This window comes from Spirillospora sp. CA-142024, assembly GCF_050942325.1.
Classification (GTDB): Bacteria; Actinomycetota; Actinomycetes; order Streptosporangiales; family Streptosporangiaceae; genus Spirillospora.
On sequence record NZ_CP192077.1, the window covers coordinates 1,325,183 to 1,342,948 of the forward strand.

At 71.1% G+C, this 17,766-nt stretch carries 22 protein-coding genes and 1 tRNA gene; 8 read left to right on the plus strand and 15 right to left on the minus strand.

Going from position 1 to position 17,766, the window contains the following annotated elements:
* Positions 1-202: 202 nt before the first annotated feature.
* The 7 genes from ACQPZP_RS06580 to ACQPZP_RS06610 all read left to right on the plus strand — a co-directional run bounded on the left by ACQPZP_RS06580 (position 203) and on the right by ACQPZP_RS06610 (position 6,986).
* On the plus strand, positions 203-946 hold the full coding sequence (locus ACQPZP_RS06580; protein WP_433476739.1) for a DUF6585 family protein: 744 nt from the start codon (positions 203-205) through the stop codon (positions 944-946).
* A 97-nt stretch (positions 947-1,043) separates the two neighbouring features.
* On the plus strand, positions 1,044-1,409 hold the full coding sequence (locus ACQPZP_RS06585; protein ID WP_433476740.1) for a YciI family protein: 366 nt from the start codon (positions 1,044-1,046) through the stop codon (positions 1,407-1,409).
* A complete protein-coding gene (locus tag ACQPZP_RS06590; protein ID WP_433476741.1) occupies positions 1,406-2,674 on the plus strand; it encodes an RNA polymerase sigma factor in 1,269 nt (422 codons plus the stop codon). The genes ACQPZP_RS06585 and ACQPZP_RS06590 overlap by 4 nt, the downstream gene beginning before the upstream one ends.
* On the plus strand, positions 2,661-3,482 hold the full coding sequence (locus tag ACQPZP_RS06595) for an alpha/beta fold hydrolase (protein ID WP_433476742.1): 822 nt from the start codon (positions 2,661-2,663) through the stop codon (positions 3,480-3,482). Before ACQPZP_RS06590 ends, ACQPZP_RS06595 begins: the two co-directional genes overlap by 14 nt.
* 68 nt (positions 3,483-3,550) lie before the next feature.
* Complete coding sequence (cysS, locus tag ACQPZP_RS06600) at positions 3,551-4,945, plus strand: cysteine--tRNA ligase (RefSeq protein ID WP_433476743.1); 1,395 nt, start codon at positions 3,551-3,553, stop codon at positions 4,943-4,945.
* 116 nt (positions 4,946-5,061) lie between these two features.
* The gene (rlmB, locus tag ACQPZP_RS06605; protein WP_433476744.1) at positions 5,062-5,979 is read left to right on the plus strand and encodes a 23S rRNA (guanosine(2251)-2'-O)-methyltransferase RlmB; all 918 of its coding nucleotides are present in this window, start codon (positions 5,062-5,064) and stop codon (positions 5,977-5,979) included.
* Positions 5,980-6,101: 122 nt separating this feature from the next.
* A complete protein-coding gene (locus ACQPZP_RS06610) occupies positions 6,102-6,986 on the plus strand; it encodes an EamA family transporter (RefSeq protein WP_433476745.1) in 885 nt (294 codons plus the stop codon).
* On the opposite strand, the gene ACQPZP_RS06615 is transcribed toward ACQPZP_RS06610, so the two are convergent.
* Genes ACQPZP_RS06615 through ACQPZP_RS06625 form a run of 3 tightly spaced genes read right to left on the minus strand, consistent with a single transcriptional unit; the run spans position 6,912 to position 9,063 of the window.
* Positions 6,912-8,147, minus strand: coding sequence for an RNA polymerase sigma factor (locus ACQPZP_RS06615; protein ID WP_433476746.1), 1,236 nt, complete (start codon positions 8,145-8,147; stop codon positions 6,912-6,914). The two genes, ACQPZP_RS06610 and ACQPZP_RS06615, sit on opposite strands and share 75 nt — an antisense overlap.
* Positions 8,144-8,491 (minus strand): YciI family protein, encoded by a 348-nt coding sequence (locus ACQPZP_RS06620; RefSeq protein WP_433476747.1) that lies wholly within the window; start codon positions 8,489-8,491, stop codon positions 8,144-8,146. The genes ACQPZP_RS06615 and ACQPZP_RS06620 overlap by 4 nt, the downstream gene beginning before the upstream one ends.
* Entirely contained in the window at positions 8,488-9,063 is a 576-nt protein-coding gene (locus ACQPZP_RS06625; RefSeq protein ID WP_433476748.1) for a dihydrofolate reductase family protein, read from the minus strand. Before ACQPZP_RS06625 ends, ACQPZP_RS06620 begins: the two co-directional genes overlap by 4 nt.
* Positions 9,064-9,214: 151 nt before the next feature.
* Here ACQPZP_RS06625 and ACQPZP_RS06630 point away from each other — a divergent pair.
* Positions 9,215-9,287, plus strand: a tRNA-Thr gene (locus ACQPZP_RS06630).
* A gap of 68 nt (positions 9,288-9,355) precedes the next feature.
* On the opposite strand, the gene ACQPZP_RS06635 is transcribed toward ACQPZP_RS06630, so the two are convergent.
* The 12 genes from ACQPZP_RS06635 to ACQPZP_RS06690 form a co-directional block, all read right to left on the minus strand.
* Positions 9,356-10,579, minus strand: coding sequence for a tyrosine-type recombinase/integrase (locus ACQPZP_RS06635; RefSeq protein WP_433476749.1), 1,224 nt, complete (start codon positions 10,577-10,579; stop codon positions 9,356-9,358).
* On the minus strand, positions 10,579-10,758 hold the full coding sequence (locus ACQPZP_RS06640) for a helix-turn-helix domain-containing protein (protein ID WP_433476750.1): 180 nt from the start codon (positions 10,756-10,758) through the stop codon (positions 10,579-10,581). The genes ACQPZP_RS06635 and ACQPZP_RS06640 overlap by 1 nt, the downstream gene beginning before the upstream one ends.
* Complete coding sequence (locus tag ACQPZP_RS06645) at positions 10,755-12,164, minus strand: replication initiator (RefSeq protein ID WP_433476751.1); 1,410 nt, start codon at positions 12,162-12,164, stop codon at positions 10,755-10,757. Before ACQPZP_RS06645 ends, ACQPZP_RS06640 begins: the two co-directional genes overlap by 4 nt.
* Before the next feature lie 96 nt (positions 12,165-12,260).
* The gene (locus ACQPZP_RS06650; protein ID WP_433476752.1) at positions 12,261-12,416 is read right to left on the minus strand and encodes a hypothetical protein; all 156 of its coding nucleotides are present in this window, start codon (positions 12,414-12,416) and stop codon (positions 12,261-12,263) included.
* Between the two features lie 13 nt (positions 12,417-12,429).
* On the minus strand, positions 12,430-12,564 hold the full coding sequence (locus tag ACQPZP_RS06655; RefSeq protein ID WP_433476753.1) for a hypothetical protein: 135 nt from the start codon (positions 12,562-12,564) through the stop codon (positions 12,430-12,432).
* Positions 12,564-12,950 (minus strand): hypothetical protein, encoded by a 387-nt coding sequence (locus ACQPZP_RS06660; RefSeq protein ID WP_433476754.1) that lies wholly within the window; start codon positions 12,948-12,950, stop codon positions 12,564-12,566. The genes ACQPZP_RS06655 and ACQPZP_RS06660 overlap by 1 nt, the downstream gene beginning before the upstream one ends.
* Positions 12,951-13,035: 85 nt before the next feature.
* Positions 13,036-13,860: a DUF2637 domain-containing protein gene (locus ACQPZP_RS06665; RefSeq protein ID WP_433476755.1), complete on the minus strand. Its 825-nt coding sequence runs from the start codon at positions 13,858-13,860 to the stop codon at positions 13,036-13,038.
* On the minus strand, positions 13,857-14,111 hold the full coding sequence (locus ACQPZP_RS06670; RefSeq protein ID WP_433476756.1) for a hypothetical protein: 255 nt from the start codon (positions 14,109-14,111) through the stop codon (positions 13,857-13,859). Before ACQPZP_RS06670 ends, ACQPZP_RS06665 begins: the two co-directional genes overlap by 4 nt.
* Before the next feature lie 108 nt (positions 14,112-14,219).
* Positions 14,220-15,560, minus strand: a complete 1,341-nt coding sequence (locus tag ACQPZP_RS06675; RefSeq protein WP_433476757.1) for an FtsK/SpoIIIE domain-containing protein — start codon at positions 15,558-15,560, stop codon at positions 14,220-14,222.
* Between the two features lie 14 nt (positions 15,561-15,574).
* A complete protein-coding gene (locus ACQPZP_RS06680) occupies positions 15,575-15,946 on the minus strand; it encodes a hypothetical protein (protein WP_433476758.1) in 372 nt (123 codons plus the stop codon).
* A 137-nt stretch (positions 15,947-16,083) separates the two neighbouring features.
* Positions 16,084-16,908 (minus strand): integrase, encoded by an 825-nt coding sequence (locus ACQPZP_RS06685; protein WP_433476759.1) that lies wholly within the window; start codon positions 16,906-16,908, stop codon positions 16,084-16,086.
* Between the two features lie 10 nt (positions 16,909-16,918).
* Positions 16,919-17,764 carry a sigma-70 family RNA polymerase sigma factor gene (locus ACQPZP_RS06690; protein WP_433476760.1) on the minus strand — a complete coding sequence of 282 codons (846 nt, stop codon included), beginning with the start codon at positions 17,762-17,764 and terminating at the stop codon, positions 16,919-16,921.
* Positions 17,765-17,766 lie beyond the last annotated feature (2 nt).

Consider the following 17,766-nt stretch of genomic DNA (forward strand, 5'->3'; position numbering starts at 1 on the left):
CTCGTTCCGGAAGGGAGGGTTCCTCCGCCGAGATTAACCAGCCCGGGCCGCGCCGAACCGCAACTTCTTGGTGATCACCATGTCGCTGCGCACGATAAGTGGGGAGACGTACGGTATTGGTGACCACAGGGCAGGGAGGGCAGCGATGCCGTACGGCAGGTTCGCGGGTGTGACGCGGGCCCGCACGGCCGGGTAGTCGGCGGTGGCGCCGCCTCGGGACCGGCTCGGCGAGCCGGTCCGGACCTTCGACGGACGTGCCGCGAGCCGCCGCACGTGGGCGTGGCTCGCGCTGCTCGGCCTGGCCGCGCTGGCGCTCATTCCCGCGGCCATCGCGTACCTGAACGACCGCTTGTGGTGGGTGGGCGTCCCGGCGCTCGTCCTCTCGATGGGGTACGCGGGCGCCGTCGGATGGATCGCCGGACGGGACCGCCCGCGCGTCCGCGGCCGCGTCGCCTGCCTCTACACCGGCGGCCTCGCGGTCAGCGGGCCGGGCGGTGAGGCCGGCTACACCTGGGACGAGCTCGTCTCCGTGACGGTCGCCGGGGTTCCGGGCGGCCCGGGCGGGCGCATCCGGTGGCGTTTCGCGATCGTCGCGGACGACGGAAGCGTGCTGCGCCTCGGCGACGACATCCCGGACGTCCGGATCCTCGGCGTGACGGTCGCGGAGGAGGTGACGGCCCGGATCGTCCCGCGGCGGCTGGCGGCGGTGCGGGCGGGGGAGCCCGTGCGGCTAGGCCCGTTCACCGTGCGTCTGGGCGGCGTCGAGAAGGACGGCGAGCGGCTGCCGTGGAACGCCGTCCGCGATGTGGCGATCGAGAACGGCCTCGTGACCGTGCACGCGCGTCCCGGCCGGATGGACCTGATCACGGTCGCCTCCCAGATGCCGGACGCGCTCGCGTTCACCGTGCTGTGTCACCAGGTCAGAGAGCTGGCCGAATCTTCGTGAAGAATTCTCCGCCGGGTATGTCGAGAACCGGCGGGCCGCTCCGATCCTTCCGTGACGGCCCGCGAACGGGGGCCGCCCGACGACGAGGAGAGACCACATGAAGTACATGCTGCTGATCTTCAACCGCCCCGGTTTCGTCGAGGAACTGGCCGAGGCTGAGCGCGACGCGCTGTTCGCCGAGGTCGGCGCGATCATGAAGGAGCTGACCGAGTCCGGCGAGTGGGTCGGCGGGGAGGCGCTCGCGGACCCGTCCACCACCAAGACCGTGCGGGAGCGGGGCGGGCAGCCGGCGGTGACGGACGGGCCGTTCCTGGAGGCCAAGGAGCACTTCGCCGGCTACCTCACCGTCGACTGCGAGTCGGAGGAGCGGGCGGTCGAGATCGCCAGGCGCTGGCCGGACGTCCGGTACGGCGGGCACATGGAGGTCCGGGCGATCATGAGCGAGGCCGGGACGGAGATGTGAGCACGTTCCCCGGCCCGGACGGCGGTGCCGCCGAGGACCTGCTGCGCACCCTCGCTCCGCAGGTCCTCGGCACGCTCGTCCGGCGGCACGGCGCCTTCGACGCGTGCGAGGACGCCGTGCAGGAGGCGCTGCTCGCCGCCGCCGTCCAGTGGCCGGGGGACGGCGTTCCGGAGAACCCGCGCGGCTGGCTGCTGACCGTCGCGTCACGGCGGCTCACCGACCAGTGGCGCGGCGAGCGGGCCCGCCGCGACCGCGAGGCCGCCGTCTTCGCGGAGGAGGTGCCCGAGCCGGGCCCCGACGAGGACCGGCCCGGCGAACGCGACGACACCCTCACCCTGCTGTTCCTGTGCTGCCATCCGGCGCTGTCGCCGTCGTCGCAGGTCGCGTTGACGCTGCGGGCGGTCGGCGGGCTGACCACGGCGCAGATCGCCCGGGCGTTCCTCGTCCCGGAGGCGACGATGGCGCAGCGGGTCAGCCGCGCCAAGCAGAAGATCAAGTCGGCCGGGGCCCGGTTCGTCCCGCCGCCCCCGGACGAGCGGGACGAACGGCTGCGGGCCGTCCTGCACGTCCTGTACCTGATCTTCAATGAGGGCTACACGGCGTCCAGCGGGCCCGACCTGCAGCGCGGCGACCTCACCGCCGAGGCGATCAGGCTCACGCGGGCGCTGCACGACCTGCTGCCGGGCGACGGCGAGGTCGCGGGGCTGCTCGCGCTGATGCTGCTCACCGACGCCCGGCGCGCGGCCCGGACGGGCGGCGGCGGGCTGCTGGTCCCGCTCACCGAACAGGACAGGACGCTCTGGAACGCCGCGGCGATCGAGGAGGGCACCGCGCTGGTCACCGACGCGCTCACCTGGTCGCCGCCCGGCCCGTACCAGCTCCAGGCCGCGATCGCCGCCGTGCACGCCGAGGCCGCGCGGCCGGAGGACACCGACTGGCCGCAGATCCTCGCGCTGTACCGGCTGCTGGCGCACCTGTCCCCGAACCCGATGGTCACGCTGAACGAGGCGGTGGCGCTGGCGATGGTGGACGGTCCGGCCGCCGGGCTCGACCTGCTGCGGCCGCTGGACGGCGACGCCCGGATGTCCGGGCATCACCGGCTCGCCGCCGTCCGGGCCCATCTGCTGGAGATGGCCGGCGACCTGCCGGCCGCACGAGACGCGTACCGGGCCGCGGCGCGCACCACGACCAGCCTGCCCGAGCAGCGCTACCTGGAGTCCCGCGCCGCCCGGCTCAACGGAGGAGATGACGATGGGAAGTCTTGACGTTCCCGGTGCGAGCCTGCACTACGAGGTGCGCGGTTCGGGTCCGGTTCTGCTGCTGATCTGCGGCGGGATCTACGACGCCGCGGGCTATGCCGGCCTCGCCGGGCTGCTCGCCGACCGGTACACGGTCGTGACGTACGACCGGCGCGGCAACTCGCGCAGCCCGCTGTCCGGGCCGCCCTCGACGCAGCGCGCCGAGGTGCACGCCGACGACGCGTCCCGGCTCCTCGCCGAGGTCGCGGACGGGCCGGCCTTCGTGTTCGGCAACAGCTCGGGCGCCCTGATCGGGCTGGAACTGGCCGCACGGCATCCCGAGCGGGTGCGGGCGCTGGTCGCCCACGAACCGCCGCTGCTCGGGCTGCTGCCGGACGCGGCGCACTGGGAGAAGGTGATCGCGGACGTGGAGCGCGCCTACCGGGACGGCGGCGCCGGCCCCGCGATGGGGACGTTCGGCGCCGCGATGGGCATGGCGGGCGGTGACGACGGTGACCAAGGCTCGGAGCCGCCGACCGCGGAGATGATGGAGATGTTCGCGCGCTTCGAGAAGAACACCGACTTCTTCATCGGGTACGAGGTGCCCGGATTCGGGCGTTCGTTGCCCGATGTGGAGGCGCTGCGCGGGTCGCCCGTCCGGATCGTCCTGGCGGCGGGGGAGAAGTCCGCGGGCGAGCCGCCGCACCGGGCGACGCTCGCCCTCGCGGAGCGGCTCGGGACGCGCGCCGAGATCTACCCCGGCGACCACGGCGGTTTCGGGACGGAGGCCCCGGCGTTCGCCGCCAGGCTGGACGAGACGTTCTCGACGGCATGACCGGACGGCATGACCCGCGCTGTGCGATGCGCCCGCGCGGGTGGACGAGGATCCAATAACCTGTGCCTGTGAGCTTGCGCCTTTACGACACCGGTACCCGTAGCGTCCGCGCGTTCGAGCCCCTGGAAGAGGGCCGCGTGGGGATGTACGTGTGTGGTGCGACTCCGCAGGCATCACCCCACATCGGGCATCTCCGCTCGGGCGTCATCTACGACGTGCTGCTGCGCTGGCTGCGCGCGTCCGGCTACGAGGTGACGTTCGCGCGCAACGTCACCGACATCGACGACAAGATCATCGCAGTGGCGGCGGAGCAGAACGTGCCGTGGTTCGCGGTCGCCGAGGGCAACCAGCGCGTGTTCACGCAGGGCTACGACCTGCTCGGCTGCCTGCCCCCGACGATCGAGCCGCGCGCCACCGGGCACGTCCCGGAGATGATCGTGCTGATGCGGCGGCTGGTCGAGAAGGGGCACGCGTACGCGACGGGCGGCGACGTGTACTTCGACGTCAAGTCGTGGGCGGACGAGTACGGCGCGCTGTCGAACCAGCGGCTGGAGAACATGCGGTCGGCCGGCGACACCCCCAACGAGAACCTGAAGCGCGACCCGCGCGACTTCGCGCTCTGGAAGGGCGCCAAGCCGGGGGAGCCGTCCTGGGAGACGCCTTGGGGGGACGGCCGTCCGGGCTGGCACCTGGAGTGCTCGGCGATGGCGACCAAGTACCTGGGATCGACGTTCGACATCCACGGCGGTGGGGTCGACCTCATCTTCCCCCACCACGAGAACGAGATCGCCCAGTCCCGGGCCGCCGGTGACGGGTTCGCGCGATACTGGCTCCACAACGGGCTCCTCACCGTTGACGGCGAGAAGATGAGCAAGTCGGTCGGGAACGTCGTTCTCCTGCCCGATCTGCTGGGCAAGGCCCGTCCGGTGGAGGTCCGCTACTACCTGGCCTCGGCGCACTACCGCTCGCTCATGGACTACACCGATGCCGCTTTGGCCGAAGCCGTCTCCGCCTACCAGCGGATAGAGGGGTTCGTTACGCGCGCCTCGGAGGTCGTGGGGGCGGGTTCGCCTTCCTCTGTGCCGGCCGCGTTCGCCTCCGCGATGGACGATGACCTGGGCGTTCCGCAGGCGCTGGCGGTGCTGCACGAGACCGTCCGGGAGGGGAACAGCGCCCTCGCGTCCGGCGACCATGACGCGGTGCGGGGCCATCTGGCGGCCGTCCGGGCGATGGCGGAGGTCCTCGGCATCGATCCGCTGTCGCCGCAGTGGCGTTCGTCCGGCGAGAACGATCTCCGTCCCGTCCTGGACGCCCTGGTGGCCGTGGCCCTGGAGCAGCGGCAGGCGGCCCGCGCCCGAAAGGACTACGCGGCGGCCGACGCCATCCGCGACGCCCTGTCGGACGCCGGCGTCGTCGTCGAGGACACCCCGCAGGGCCCGCGCTGGGAACTGAAGCGCGGCTAGCTGCGGATAAAATCAGACGTTCGCGGGGGTTCGTCGCCGTCCCGCTGAGATCTTGAGCCGCCCGGCAGCCGCGAGGGCGAGCGAGCACGCAATCGTCGCGAGGGGCGTAATCGACAATGGCCAAGCGCAAGGGCAAGGGGCCCACCCCCAAGGCCGAGGACCGGCACTGGCACGGCAAGCGCCAGAAGGCCCGCGCCGTCAAGAACTCCAAGCGCACCGGCACCCCGACGGTGGGGCCGGGCGCACGCGCCAAGGCCGCGTCGGAGGGCCGGCCCGCGCCCGGACGTCCCGCCGGGGCACGGCGCGCGACCGGTGAGGTCCCCGAGCTGGTCACCGGCCGGAACCCGGTCGTCGAGGCGCTGCGCGCCGGGGTTCCGGGCACCGCGCTGTACGTGACGTCCGGGACGGACGAGCGGGTGCGCGAGTCGATCCAGCTGGCCGCCGACCGCCGCATCCCGCTGCTGGAGACGGGCAAGAACGAGCTCGACCGGCTGACCGACGGCGCCGTCCACCAGGGCATCGCGCTCCAGGTCAAGCCGTACCGGTACGCGCACCCGGACGACCTGCTCAAGGGCACCGCCCCGCTGATCGTCGCGGTGGACGGGATCACCGACCCGCGCAATCTCGGCGCGATCGTCCGGTCCGCGTCGGCGTTCGGCGCGACCGGCGTCGTCGTCCCGGAGCGGCGCGCGGCGGGGATCACGGCGGGGGCCTGGAAGTCGTCCGCCGGGACGCTCGCGAACGTCCCGGTCGCGCAGGCCACGAACCTCACCCGGCAGCTGAAGGCGTACCAGAAGGCGGGCTGCTTCGTCGCCGGGCTGGACGCGCGCGGCGGCGTGACCGTCGCCGACCTGGAGGTCGCGTCCGGGCCGTTCGTGCTGGTCGTGGGCTCGGAGGGCAAGGGGCTCGGACGGCTCGTCGCCGACACCTGCGACATGCTCGTCACGATCCCGATGCCCGGCAAGGCCGAGTCGCTCAACGCCGGGGTCGCCGCGGGCATCGCCCTGTACGAGGTCAGCCGCCTGCGCTCCTGATCCCCCGGCCGGCACCGCCGGGTTGCCTTAACGGAAATAATCTCAACGTTCAGAGACTTGACGTTGGCGTATCTGCCATGTTGTTATCTCAACGTTGAGATTATTAATGTGAGGTGACCCGGATGACCGCCATCGCGCTACCGCAGGCCCTGCGGACCCGCCACGCGTCCGACCTCGCCCTCGCCGCCTTCGCACCCGCGAGTTGGGGCACCACCTACGTCGTCACCACCACCCTGCTCCCCGACGGCCGCCCGCTGCTCGCCGCCACGATGCGCGCCCTGCCCGCCGGGCTCGTCCTGCTCGCCGTCACCCGGCGCCTCCCGCGCGGCGAGTGGTGGTGGAAGTCGATCGTCCTCGGCCTGCTGAACTTCGGTGCCTTCTTCCCGCTGATCTTCTTCGCCGCCTACCGGCTGCCGGGCGGGGTCGCCGCGACGATCGGGTCCGTCCAGCCGCTGGTCGTGGCGCTGCTGTCGCTCGGCGTCCTGCGGATCCGTCCCGCCCGCGCCGTCCTGTACTCGGCGCTCGCCGGCACCGGAGGCGTCGCGCTGCTGACCCTGAGCTCCGACGCCCGGCTCGACCCGCTCGGCATCGCCGCCATGCTCACCGCAACCTCGCTCATGGCGACCGCGATCGTCCTGGCGAAGAAGTGGGGACGTCCCGAATCGCCGCTGGTCATGACGGGCTGGCAGCTCACGGTCGGCGGGCTGCTGCTCCTGCCGCTCACCCTCGCGACCGAGGGCGTCCCCTCCTCCGTGACCGGTGAGAACGTCCTCGGCTTCGGCTACCTCGGCATCGTCGGGACCGCGATCGCGTACGCGCTGTGGTTCCGCGGCATCGACCGGCTGCCCCCGACGTCGGTGTCCCTGCTCGGCCTCACCAACCCGATGGTCGCCACCCTGGCCGGCCTGTTCATCCTCGGCCAGACGCTCACCTCATGGCAGGTGGTCGGCTTCACGATCGCCCTCGGCGCACTGGTCGCCGGCCAAACCCTTGGCAGGAGGCCGTGACCCGTCCAGGCTGCTCCTCCGTCGCCGGAGAAACGCCTTCTCGGCCTCGTTCTCGGTGAGCCGGACCGCTTCCTCATACTCAACGGCGGCCCTCGCGTCCCGCCCCAGCCGCCTCAGCAGATCGGCACGGACCGCGTGGAACAGGTAGTAACGGCCGAGGTCGAGCCGATCCACCAGGCCCAGCGCGGGCTCCGGCCCCTCGACCTCGGCCACCGCCACCGCCCGGTTGAGCGCGACCACAGGACTCGGCGCCACGACCATCAACTGGTCGTACAGCTCAAGGATCTGCCCCCACCGCGTGTCCCCCGCGTCACTGTGCACCGCGTTGATGGCCGCCTGAATCTGATAGGGCCCGGGCCGATCGATCTCCAGACACCGCCGGACGAGCGCCCGCCCCTCCTCGACAAGCCCCCGATCCCACAACCCACGATCCTGCTCATCGAGCAGAACCAGCTCACCTCGGACAAGCCGGGCGTCCCTGCGCGATTCGATGAGCAGCATCAGCGCCAGCAGCCCTAGCACCTCGGGCTCGTCCGGCATCAACTCCCGGAGAACCCGCCCCAGCCTGATCGCCTCGGCTCCCAATTCCGGACGCCCGCCGTACCCCTGGTTGAACACCAGATAGATGACCGCAAGCACGCCGGAAAGCCGCCCGGGCAGATCGGCGGCCTCCGGCACCCGGTACGGAATCCGCGCGTCCCGGATCTTCGTCTTCGCCCTCACCAGCCGCTGCGCCATCGTCGCCTCCGGCACCAGGAACGCCCGCGCGATCTCCGCCGTCGACAACCCGCCCAGCAGCCGCAACGTCAACGCGACCCGCGCCTGCATCCCCAGCGCCGGATGGCAGCACGTGAAGACGAGCCGCAGCCGCTCGTCCTCCACGGTGTGGACCTCGGCCGCCTCGACCACGTTCACCATCACCGCCTGCGCGTGCTTCCCCGGCCGCGCCGCGTCCCGCCGCAGCCGGTCGATCGCCTTGTTCCGCGCCGTCGTGATGATCCACCCGGCCGGACTGGGCGGCGCCCCGTCCGCCGGCCACCGCCGCACCGCCTCGGTGAACGCGTCCTGGACCGCCTCCTCGGCGACGTCGACGTCACCGAAGACGCGGACCAGAACGGCCACGGCCCGCCCGTGCTCGGCCCGGAAGACCTCCTCGATCACACCTCGCCCTGGAACGGCCGCACCTCCATCGGCAGCCCCGTCACCCGGACGAACCTGGCCGCCACCTTCAACGCCGCGTCCAGATCCTCCACCTTGATGATCGTGACGCCGCCGATGTGCTCCTTGCCCTCCGTCCAGGGCCCGTCCGTCGCGATCACCTCGTCGTCCCGCAGCCGCACCATCGTGCTCGCCTCCGGACCGTGCAGGCCCCTCCCGAACACCCAGCTCTCCTGCCGCTCCAGATCGCGCCGGATCTCCGCGAGCTCCGCCATCACCGGCCCCAGCACCTCCGGCGGCGGGGGGTGGCCCACAGGCTGGATCATGTTGAGCGCGTACAGCTTCATGCGTCCTCCCTCTTCCGGTACGTCGCGATCACGACCCCGGTCGTCGTGATCACCGAGTCCACGAGCCGCAGGTCCTCGCGCGCCTCGCCGAACAGCCTGCGTCCCGTCCCGAGCACCACCGGATGAATCATCAGCAGCCACTCGTCCACGAGCCCCCGCCGCATCAGCCCGCCCGCGAGCTCCCCACTCCCGAGCACCGTCAGCCCCGTACGCTCCTTGACCGCGGCGACGTCCCCCACATCGCCGACGAGCACAGAGTTCTCCCAGGGCAGCGGCTCCCGCAACGTCCTCGACACCACATACTTCGTGACCCGGTTGAGCGCGTCCGTGTACGGGTTCCCGTCCGCCTGCTTGGGCCAGAACCCGTAGAACTGCTCGTACGTCCACCGCCCGAACAGCATCGCCCCGTCCCTGGCCATGCCCTTCGCCATCACGGAGCCCATGACCTCGTCATTCCCCGCGGCGGCCCACCCACCGCGCGAGAACCCGCCCCGCGTGTCCTCGTCCGCCGCCGCCGGAGCCTGCATGACCCCGTCAAGCGACAGATGCTCGACCAGAACCAGCTTCCCCATGCCGATCCCTCCCACTGCCGGCCGGCCCATCGCCGACCTCTCACCCCCTACACGAACGCACTCCCCGAGGATCGACACCCCACCCGGAAAACTTCCCCCGACCCTCCCGAGCGAGCCCCACCCCAAGTCGACTACGATGCGGGACGAGCCCGCCGGCGTAGCTCAATTGGCAGAGCATCTGTCTTGTAAACAGAAGGTTAGGGGTTCAAGTCCCCTCGCCGGCTCCCACGTCAAAGGCCCCTTCCGATCAAGGAAGAGGCCTTTTTGCTAACGGGTTTGCTAACAGCAGCGTCTACGCGACCCCGTCCACCCTGCCGGCAAAGATGGTCGCCGCCTCGGCGAGCTGCTCGTTGACCACGTGGGCGTAGACGCGGAGGGTGATCGCCGGGTCAGCGTGGCCGAGCCGCGCGGCCACCACGTGGACGGGGACGCCCGCCAGGAGCAGCGTCGTGGCGTGGACGTGGCGGAGGTCGTGAAGCCGGGCGTGGGGGAGAGGCTCGACGTTGTCCGCCCCGTTGTGCGCCTTGATCAGCGTTGCCATAAGGGACGAGACCGAGTCCGGGTGGATTGGTCCGCCCCATCCCGTGGTGAACACGTGGCCGTCTTCCGCGCCCTTCCAGAACTCGCCCGCTTTGAGCTTGTCGGCGAGCTGGCGCTTGCGGTGTGCCTTGAGGACGTCGACCGTTCCGGGGTCGAGGCTCACGACGCGGGACCGTCCGCTCTTGGTCGTCCCCTCGATGCGCTCGCCGGCGACGAACGCGACGGAGCCCTTGATGTGGATTGTCGAGCCGTCGAAGTCGACGTCTGGCCACCGCAGGTTGAGCAGTTCCCCGCGCCGGGCGCCGGTGTATGCGGCCAGGCGGAAGAACGCCGAGAGCCGGTGCCCTTCAGCCGAGATGAGGAAGGCCCGGAGCTGCTCGGGCGTCCAGACCTTCCCTGGCTCGTCGTGATGGAGCCGGGGCCGCTTTGCCCGCTCTGTGGGATTGGACGCGATCAGCTCGTCTACCCGGACAGCGTCGCCGAACGCCTTCCGAAGCACCGAGTGCACATGCGCGACCGTCCGGGGAGACACCCCCTTGCCGCTGCGCCCGCCGGTGGTGACGAGGTCGCGGTAGAGCTTGGTGAGCTGGCCCGGCCGGACGGCCTGGAGCCGCAGGCCGCCGATGTTGGGCTTGACGTGACGGTCGATGAGGTACCGGTAGTTGGCCAGAGTCTTGGGCTTGATCTCGACGGCGTGAGCGTCGAGCCACTCGTCTAGGTAGTCGGCGACCGTGATGGAGTTGCGGTCGATGTACTCGCCGCGCCGAGCCTTCACGCGTGCCTCGTCCCGGGCCTCTTTCGCGGCATCCTCGTCGAGGAAACCGCCGACCCACTTCGGCTTGGAGACGCCCGTTTCGGGGTCGGTCACGCGGATGACGTAGTACCAGGTCTTGCCGCGCTTCATGACCCCGTCGCGGAGCCTGGGCTTGCTCTTGGACGGCTTTCGCACCTTGCCGGAGCTGGCGGAGTCGGTCATCACGCAGCCTCTTCCATCAGGGCGTTGACGTAGTCGTTCAGGGCCTTGAGCGGGACGCGGCGTGAGCCGTCGATGCGGATCGACCGGACGGCGCCAGAGGCGAGCAACTCGTAGAGCTTGCTGCGGGAGATGGCCAGCGATTGGGCAGCCTCGGGGACGGTCAGCAGGAGCTTGGTCACGCGGAACTCCGTTCGTAGGTGCTGAGAGCAGGCAGCGGTTTGCCGGTAAGGGCGGCGGTGAGGAGGGCTTCGCCAGGGGTCATGCCTTGGCCGAGGTAGCGCCAGTGCGCGATGACGAGGACCTGGTCGTCGTCGAAGGGCAGGCGACCGGTCGTGACGTCGTCGTCTTGGCGGCGGTTGTGGTCGATGCGGTCGGCGCGCAGGCGGCCGAGGGTGGTCGAGTAGTGGCGGGATTTGGTGGAGAAGTGGCCGCGGAAGCCGAGCATGTGCGCCCATTCGGCCAGCCGCAGCCCGGCGAACTCGTCCACGGCACCCAAGCGGAGGCATTCGGCGATGAGCCGCCGCGCATGGGTGCTGATGGGTAGGTCGGCGAGGTCATCGGTGGGGCGTATGCGTCGGTCGAGGGTGCCGACGCACTCAGCGGCCTTGGTGGCGTATTTGGCGATGTAGCCCGCCACCGCGCTGTCGGTCAGTTCCCCGCTGGTGGTGATGGGCCGGACGTCGATCTGTGAGCCCCACACGTGGTCTTTGGCCGGGACATCGCCCGCCGCCGGACTCGTCACGGTCACGGCTCCGGCCGCGTGGTCGACGGCGGCCTTGAGGAGGTCGAGGGTGGCCCAGGCAGGGGGTTCGGCGTTGGGGCCGTTGGGTCCGTCGAGGCGGATGACGGCGTGGAAGTGGACCAGGCCGCGCCGCTGGTATTCGGCGACCTTGGCGAACGACACCGTGAGCACCTCACGGAGATCGGACACCCGCAGGCCCGCCGAGCGTGCGAGGTAGCGGCGGAACGCCATGGTGAATCGGCGCCACAGTTCAGGTGCGTGCGCGTTCCACAGCACTGCCCCGGCGTAGTCGAAGCAGTCGCCGCAGATCGGCTGCCCGAGCCGAGGGTCCCCGTCGGAGTGCCGGACGGTGCACGACACCGGCCGCCCGTGCGGACACGTCCCGCCGTTCCGTCGAGGGCGGCAGGCGACCACGGCGCCGGTCTTGCCGGTGCGACGGGTGTGGACCGGGCCAAACGAGGGCGCGGTGAGGGTGACGAACGCGGCCGGGTGCGAGGTCACAGAGGCAGGGACGCCTTTGCCGCCGACCAGTCCGGCGCGGACGAGTTGGTAGGTGTCGGCGCGGTAGGTCTCGGCACACGCTGGACACCGCGAGGCGCGGCGGGTCTTGCACGCCACCCGCAGCACCCCGCCTGGCTCACGCGCGGTGGAGTAGTGGTGCAGGATTTCGCCGGTCTGGGGGTCGAGGTGGGTGACGCGGCCGCGCAGGTGGACCGGTTGGGCACAGCCGCCGGTGGAGTGCGCGCGGCGCGCCCAGGCCCGGAAGTCGGCCCGGTTGTAGCGGGCGGCCATGTCACGCGCGGCTACACCGGTGATGTGCGGGGCCGGGGCGGGATCGGGCACGATGTACGGGTCTCCTGTCTGTCTGAGGGATGGGTGGGGGGATGGGCCCGGTGTGGCCGCACTGCTTGCCGGCGACGGCGGCCACGCCGGGCGAACTCAGAACGCCGAGGTGAACCGGGCGAGCCCGTCGGCGACGAGGGCCAGGCCGTGGGCGATGGCGCGGACGGCAGCGGCGGCGTGTTCGGGATGGCGGACGGCGAACAGGCCCAGGACGAGCCAGAAGCAGCCGAAGGCGCAGCGACGCAGAAACATCGGTGCCTCCCTGTCAGGTGTGGCCGTGGCCGTTGCAGTCGGCGCAGGTGGACCCGTCGGAGGCGACGCCGCCCCCGCCGCAGGTTCCGCACACCCAGCCCAGGACGAGCCGGACGGGCAGCGTTCGCGCGTGGGGGACAAGGCGCATCAGGAGACCACCCGCCCGTTGATCAGGTGCCCGTGCTGGTCATCGCGGGTGGCCTGGTCGCTGCCGAGGACGATGTTGTCCCGGTAGCTGGCGCGGGCCTGGTGGTCGCGCTTCTGCCGTTCGGGGATGTGCACGATCCGGTAGCTGGCGCGGCCGAAGGTCTTTTCGGCGATGTAGTGCCCGCCGTCGGGACGGTCGTCGATGACCGTGACGCCCAGGAGGTCGGCGACCTGGTCGACCAGCGCCGCCGCTGAAGCGTCGTCCCCGGTGCGGGTGAACATGTGGAAGGTCTCGCCGTACTCGTTGACCGGCACGGCCGGGTTGGCCTCCAGGAAATCGGCCAGGGCGCAGGCCCGCAATGGTCTGGTGCCGGGCGAACAGGTCACCGGGCACCACCGGCGCCGCAGCGGCCGGGCCGGTCAGGTCGGTGGGGTTGGCGTGGGTGGTCATGGCGGATTCCCTCCAGGCGGGTTAGGAGACGGGCGCGGTTTCGGTGCGGATCTGGCGGAGCAGGTCAGAGGCGAGCTGGTTGGACACGCCGAGCCGGGCGCGTAGTGCGTCCCGGGTGATCGGCTGTCCGTGCTTGGTCTCGTGTTCGGTGGCGACGCGGCGCGCGAAGTCGACCAGCGGCCCCGCCGACCCCGAAGGGGAAGCCTCCGAGGACACGGCCGCCGGAATCGGGGATGGGGACGAGGAGGGCGCGGCGGTCTGGTCGGCCGGGACGGGGATGGTGGTCTGTCCGTCCCGCTCGTCCTCGCCCCGGCTGGTGTCGTCCTGGTCGGGCTGGACGGCCGGGACGGGGGCGGCGACGGTGGGACGGTCGTCCTCCCACGCCACCCACGGCGATGAGGACGAGGACGGGTCCGGGCGGCCGAAGGACGCCGGGACGGTCGAGGCACGAGCCGTCGTGCGGGTGCCGGCTTTGCGGCGTTCCAGCATGGAGACCGCGACCAGGAACGCGCCCGCGGGGGTGCCGGCGGTGATCCAGCCCCAGACCGAGGGGTCGGCCTGGGCGAGGTTGGCGGCCAGCGACAGCAGGACGCCGCCGACCAGGACCACGGTCGGCCACGACAACCGCCCGGTCTGGCGGCCGGTGCGCTTGTCCCGCTGACGCTCGCCAGCAGCCATCACGCAGGTCAGGTCGATGCACACCGCGATGGCCCAGGCCATCCACCCGCGTTGGCCGTGTTCGGTGGCGGTGTCGCGGATGTGGGTGAACGACCCCGCCGCCGCGATCCCGGCCAGGACGACGACCGGCCCCGAGTCGGCGACCGCACCGACCAGGCGCCTTGTCACGCCGCCCGCCCAGGGATCTCGTCCGGCCGCGCGCCATGTTCGCCGCAGTTGTGCGCGTCTGCCCAGCCGTCAACCTCGGCCGCATCCGATGAGGCGAACGAGCGGACGCATCCCTTGCAGATCGCCACGTGCAGTTCCCGCAGCCCGCCCCAGCCGATCGCCTGCGGCAGGACGACCGAGGACGAGGACGAGGACCAGGACGAGGACGGGAAGGGGAGAGGACGGGGACGGTGACGCAGGACGATCATCATCGGGGAGCCTCCACAGGGGCGTTTTCGGCATGGGTCGGGTAGGGACGTGGCGTGATCGGGGCTCACGCCGAGCCGCAAGCGAACGAAGGAGGGGAGGGGAGCGGCCGGTTATGCGGCCGGGTTGACGGCCGGGACGGAGCCGATCAGCGCATCCCAGTCCGGGGTCAGGTAGGAGAAGTCACGGGCCGCCTGCTCGGCCGAGTGCTCGGAGACGAACACCGACCGGGCGCGGTGCCACGTTCCGTCCTGCCCGGCGACCACGCACACGCCGGGAGTCTCGGCGGGGATGGCGCGCGCTGCGTCCAGGGCGGCCGGGTCCAGGTCGCCGAGGGTCATGTTCGCTGTCTCCGGATCGTTGACCCGATGGCACACCCGCCCCGACAGTTGCGCGCGCAGGGCGGTGACACCGGGGCCGAGGTCGGAGCCGATCCGTTGCCCGCAGACGATCAGGTACACGGCGAACGCGCGGCCGAGCTGTGCCACCCGCAGCAGCGCGGTAGCGGTCTTGGACACCTCCTCCTTCTCGGACTTGTCCGCCATCAGGAACAGTTCGGCGACCTCGTCCACCAGGACGACGACCGGCACCGGTCGCAGGTCCTCCGGGAGCGTCCAGACGTTGCGGGCCCCGTGCGCGCGGCAGGTCGCCATGCGGTTCTCGACCTCGCCGACCAGATCGGCCAACAGGTCGACGGACTCTTTGCGGGTGGTGGCCAGCGCCGACAGCCGAGGGGCGTAGGGGGTGAACTCCACCCCGCCCTTGAGGTCGAAGCCGACCAGGGCGACCGGTTGCGGAGCCAGGCCCTTGATGAGGGCGTTGGCGAGGTTGGACTTGCCGGACTGTGTCGCCCCGGCGTTGAGCCAGTGCGGCACCGTGCGGAAGTCGATCAACCAGTCGTGCCCGTTCTCCAGCTTCCCGGGCCGCACTGTGAGCAGTTCGCCGGTTTCGGGTTCGGTGACCACGTCCACCAGCGGGTCACGCATGGTCGCCCACAGAGTCACGTAGCCGGGCCGGACGTCAACCACCCGCACCGAGTGCACCCGCCAGGCGTGCGCGATCCCCTCGGCCGCCTTCTCGTAGTCGGCCGGGACTTGCCCGTCGTGCAGCCGCAGCCGCATCCGCCACCCAAGCCGGGTCGGACGGAGCAGGCCGAGGCGGGGGGAGCGTTCGACGTCGACCCGCCGCACCCGCCGCTTGTGCTCCACCACCGTGGCCGCCGAGCGAGACGCCGGGCCCAGGACCGGGACGGCGTCGAGGGTGAGCCGGAACCGCCGCCGCTGCCGGGTCAGCTTGCAGCCCGCCGCGACGTGATGCCAGCTCAGATACACCAGCACCGCCCGCGCCGGGAACCCCACGGCGTACCAGAACGACACCGGGTGGTACCGGCGCCAGGCCCAGAGCCCGGCCGCCGCAGCGGCCAGGACCCCGAGCACCACCAGCAGGTCAGTCATGACCGGGCCGCCGATCAGGCCACGCCCGCCGCAGCGGACGAGTCCGACGACCCCGACGCCGAAGCGACCGAGACGGGCGCGATGCGTTCGGCACGGAACGCCACACCCCACCGCTTCTCACCGCCAAGAACCGCCTCCCACGGGAACGCCACCAGCCCTACCGGCGTGACGACCTCCCCGATCGTCACCGTCTGGTCGCCGGTCACCGCGACGTTGAGCAGGTCAACCCGCCCCATCGCGTCGGCGGCCGACAGGCCGACGGTGAACACGGTCTGGCCGTTGCGGTCGGTCTTGACCTCGCCCGTGTCCTGGTTGACGAGCTTGGGACGCGGCGGGGAGACGCACACGAACGTCATGGCCGACACGTCCACTGGAATGTTGCGCATGAAGAACCTTCCTGTCGTCCACCCCCCTAGACACTGCGGTCCAGCCCATTCCGAGAGCAGACTGTCTAGGGGGGTACACAATCAAGGTAAGCGATGTTGCGCCAACTGTCTAGGGGGGTGCACAGATCTCGAAAGATCTAATCCTGGACGGCCCAGTAGACGGCGGTGGCGTCATCGGAAGCCTTGCCGCGCGGCCAGCGGGCTCCGTCCGGGTCGGTCGACTCGGCCTCACGCGTCCGTGCGATCAGCTCATCCGGACCGCCCTTGCGGAGGATCGCGAGCAGGTCAGGCCAGGTCATCAGGGCGAAGCGGTCGGCCAGCCGACTGGCACCGTCACTCAGCAGCGCGACCGCGTCCAGGTCCACGAGCGGTGTCGACCCGGTCAGTGCCTCACTCGCCGCTTCCGGTTTAGTGCTCGCCACCCAGAAGCCGCCAGGCCGATTGCGGTACGAGGCGAGTTGCTCGACTCGACTCCGCAGGAATCGCGCGTGCTCGTCGGAGTCGACGGGGGAGGGGCGGTCCGGCTCGTCCAGCCGCGCGACCACCTCAGCCAGCCGGCCATCGGTGATGACCGCCGGCCCCTGGTCCGGCCGGTCGAGGACGAGAACAGAGTCCGAGAGCACCAGGTGTTCCAGCCGCTCGTCATGCACACGCGCAAGAGCCACAGTCGCCGAAGGTGATCCGGGATGCCGAAGGTCGCAGGTCGCCGCGTGCATCGCGTTGACGCGCTCGATGCTCACCGCGAGCGCCTCGCCCAGGCCGAGGCGCTTGTCCGTGGCAGCGGCCAGGAGCAGCCCGCCGAGGTTGAGCGCGTACCAGGCGACCGAGTGCACACACCCCGACTCCAATCCCGCCGGGCTACCCGCCCCGTCGACGACCAGCAGCAGGCCCGGTGCCGCCGCCGCGAAGTCCTCGTTGTCCCGGTCGGGACGTCCCGGTTCGCTGGCGATCAGCACCCGCATTCGTCCTCCGTCAGGCCGACGCCTCGTCATGCCGGTAGATCGGCGTGAGCAACTCCGTGCGGACCGGCTCATGGGTATCGGAGGCGTACTCAGTACCGACCACGACCGAGAACCGCCCGTTGCCGACCTGCCCCCACAGGCTGCCGATGTCGGTCGTCAGCAGATGCACGACACCCAGCGACCCCTCAGGGTGGATACCCGCGATGGCGATGAAGCTGCCGTTGCCGTCCGGCCGAGGCAGACGCCCCAGGTACCCCACGTCATATGAACGAGGCGGGTCGTCCTCCTGCCCGGACCGGATCTCGTCCCCGGTCCGTTTGTCGCGCAGCAGCCAACCGGCGTCATCCCGCTCCCACTCGATGACGGGATCCTTGTCGTACGCCTCCTGCATTGCCGGCGACATCCGGGGTCCGCAGATCACCAGCAACCCGGCCCGGTTCAGATCGATCCCCCCATCAAGCGCCACATGGTCGGAGGCCACCGACAGGTCAAACGTCCGGGCCAGATCTTCGAGCCGCTGCCCGGTCCGAAGGTCGTCCAGCGCAACGTACGTCCGGTCGCTGGCAGGGTCGGGCCGCAGGGGAGTCACCACGGTCACCTCACCGGAGCCGAGGAACGCGCCCTCAGGTGCCGGCCCTGTGTGCCGGATCTGATGAATGCGCCCGCGGCTCAGGCCCGCAGCCTGCGCGATCTGCGCGTAAGACATCCCCTGCGCGTGCAGATCCTGAATCAGCCGCCGCCGCAGCCGCGCCAGTTCGGTGACCTCCTGCTGTGCCTCCGCCAGGCGTTCGGTCGCAGCACGCAGCAGCTCGTAAGGGTCGTCGATCTGCGCGATGCGCTCCAACTCGCCTGGCATGA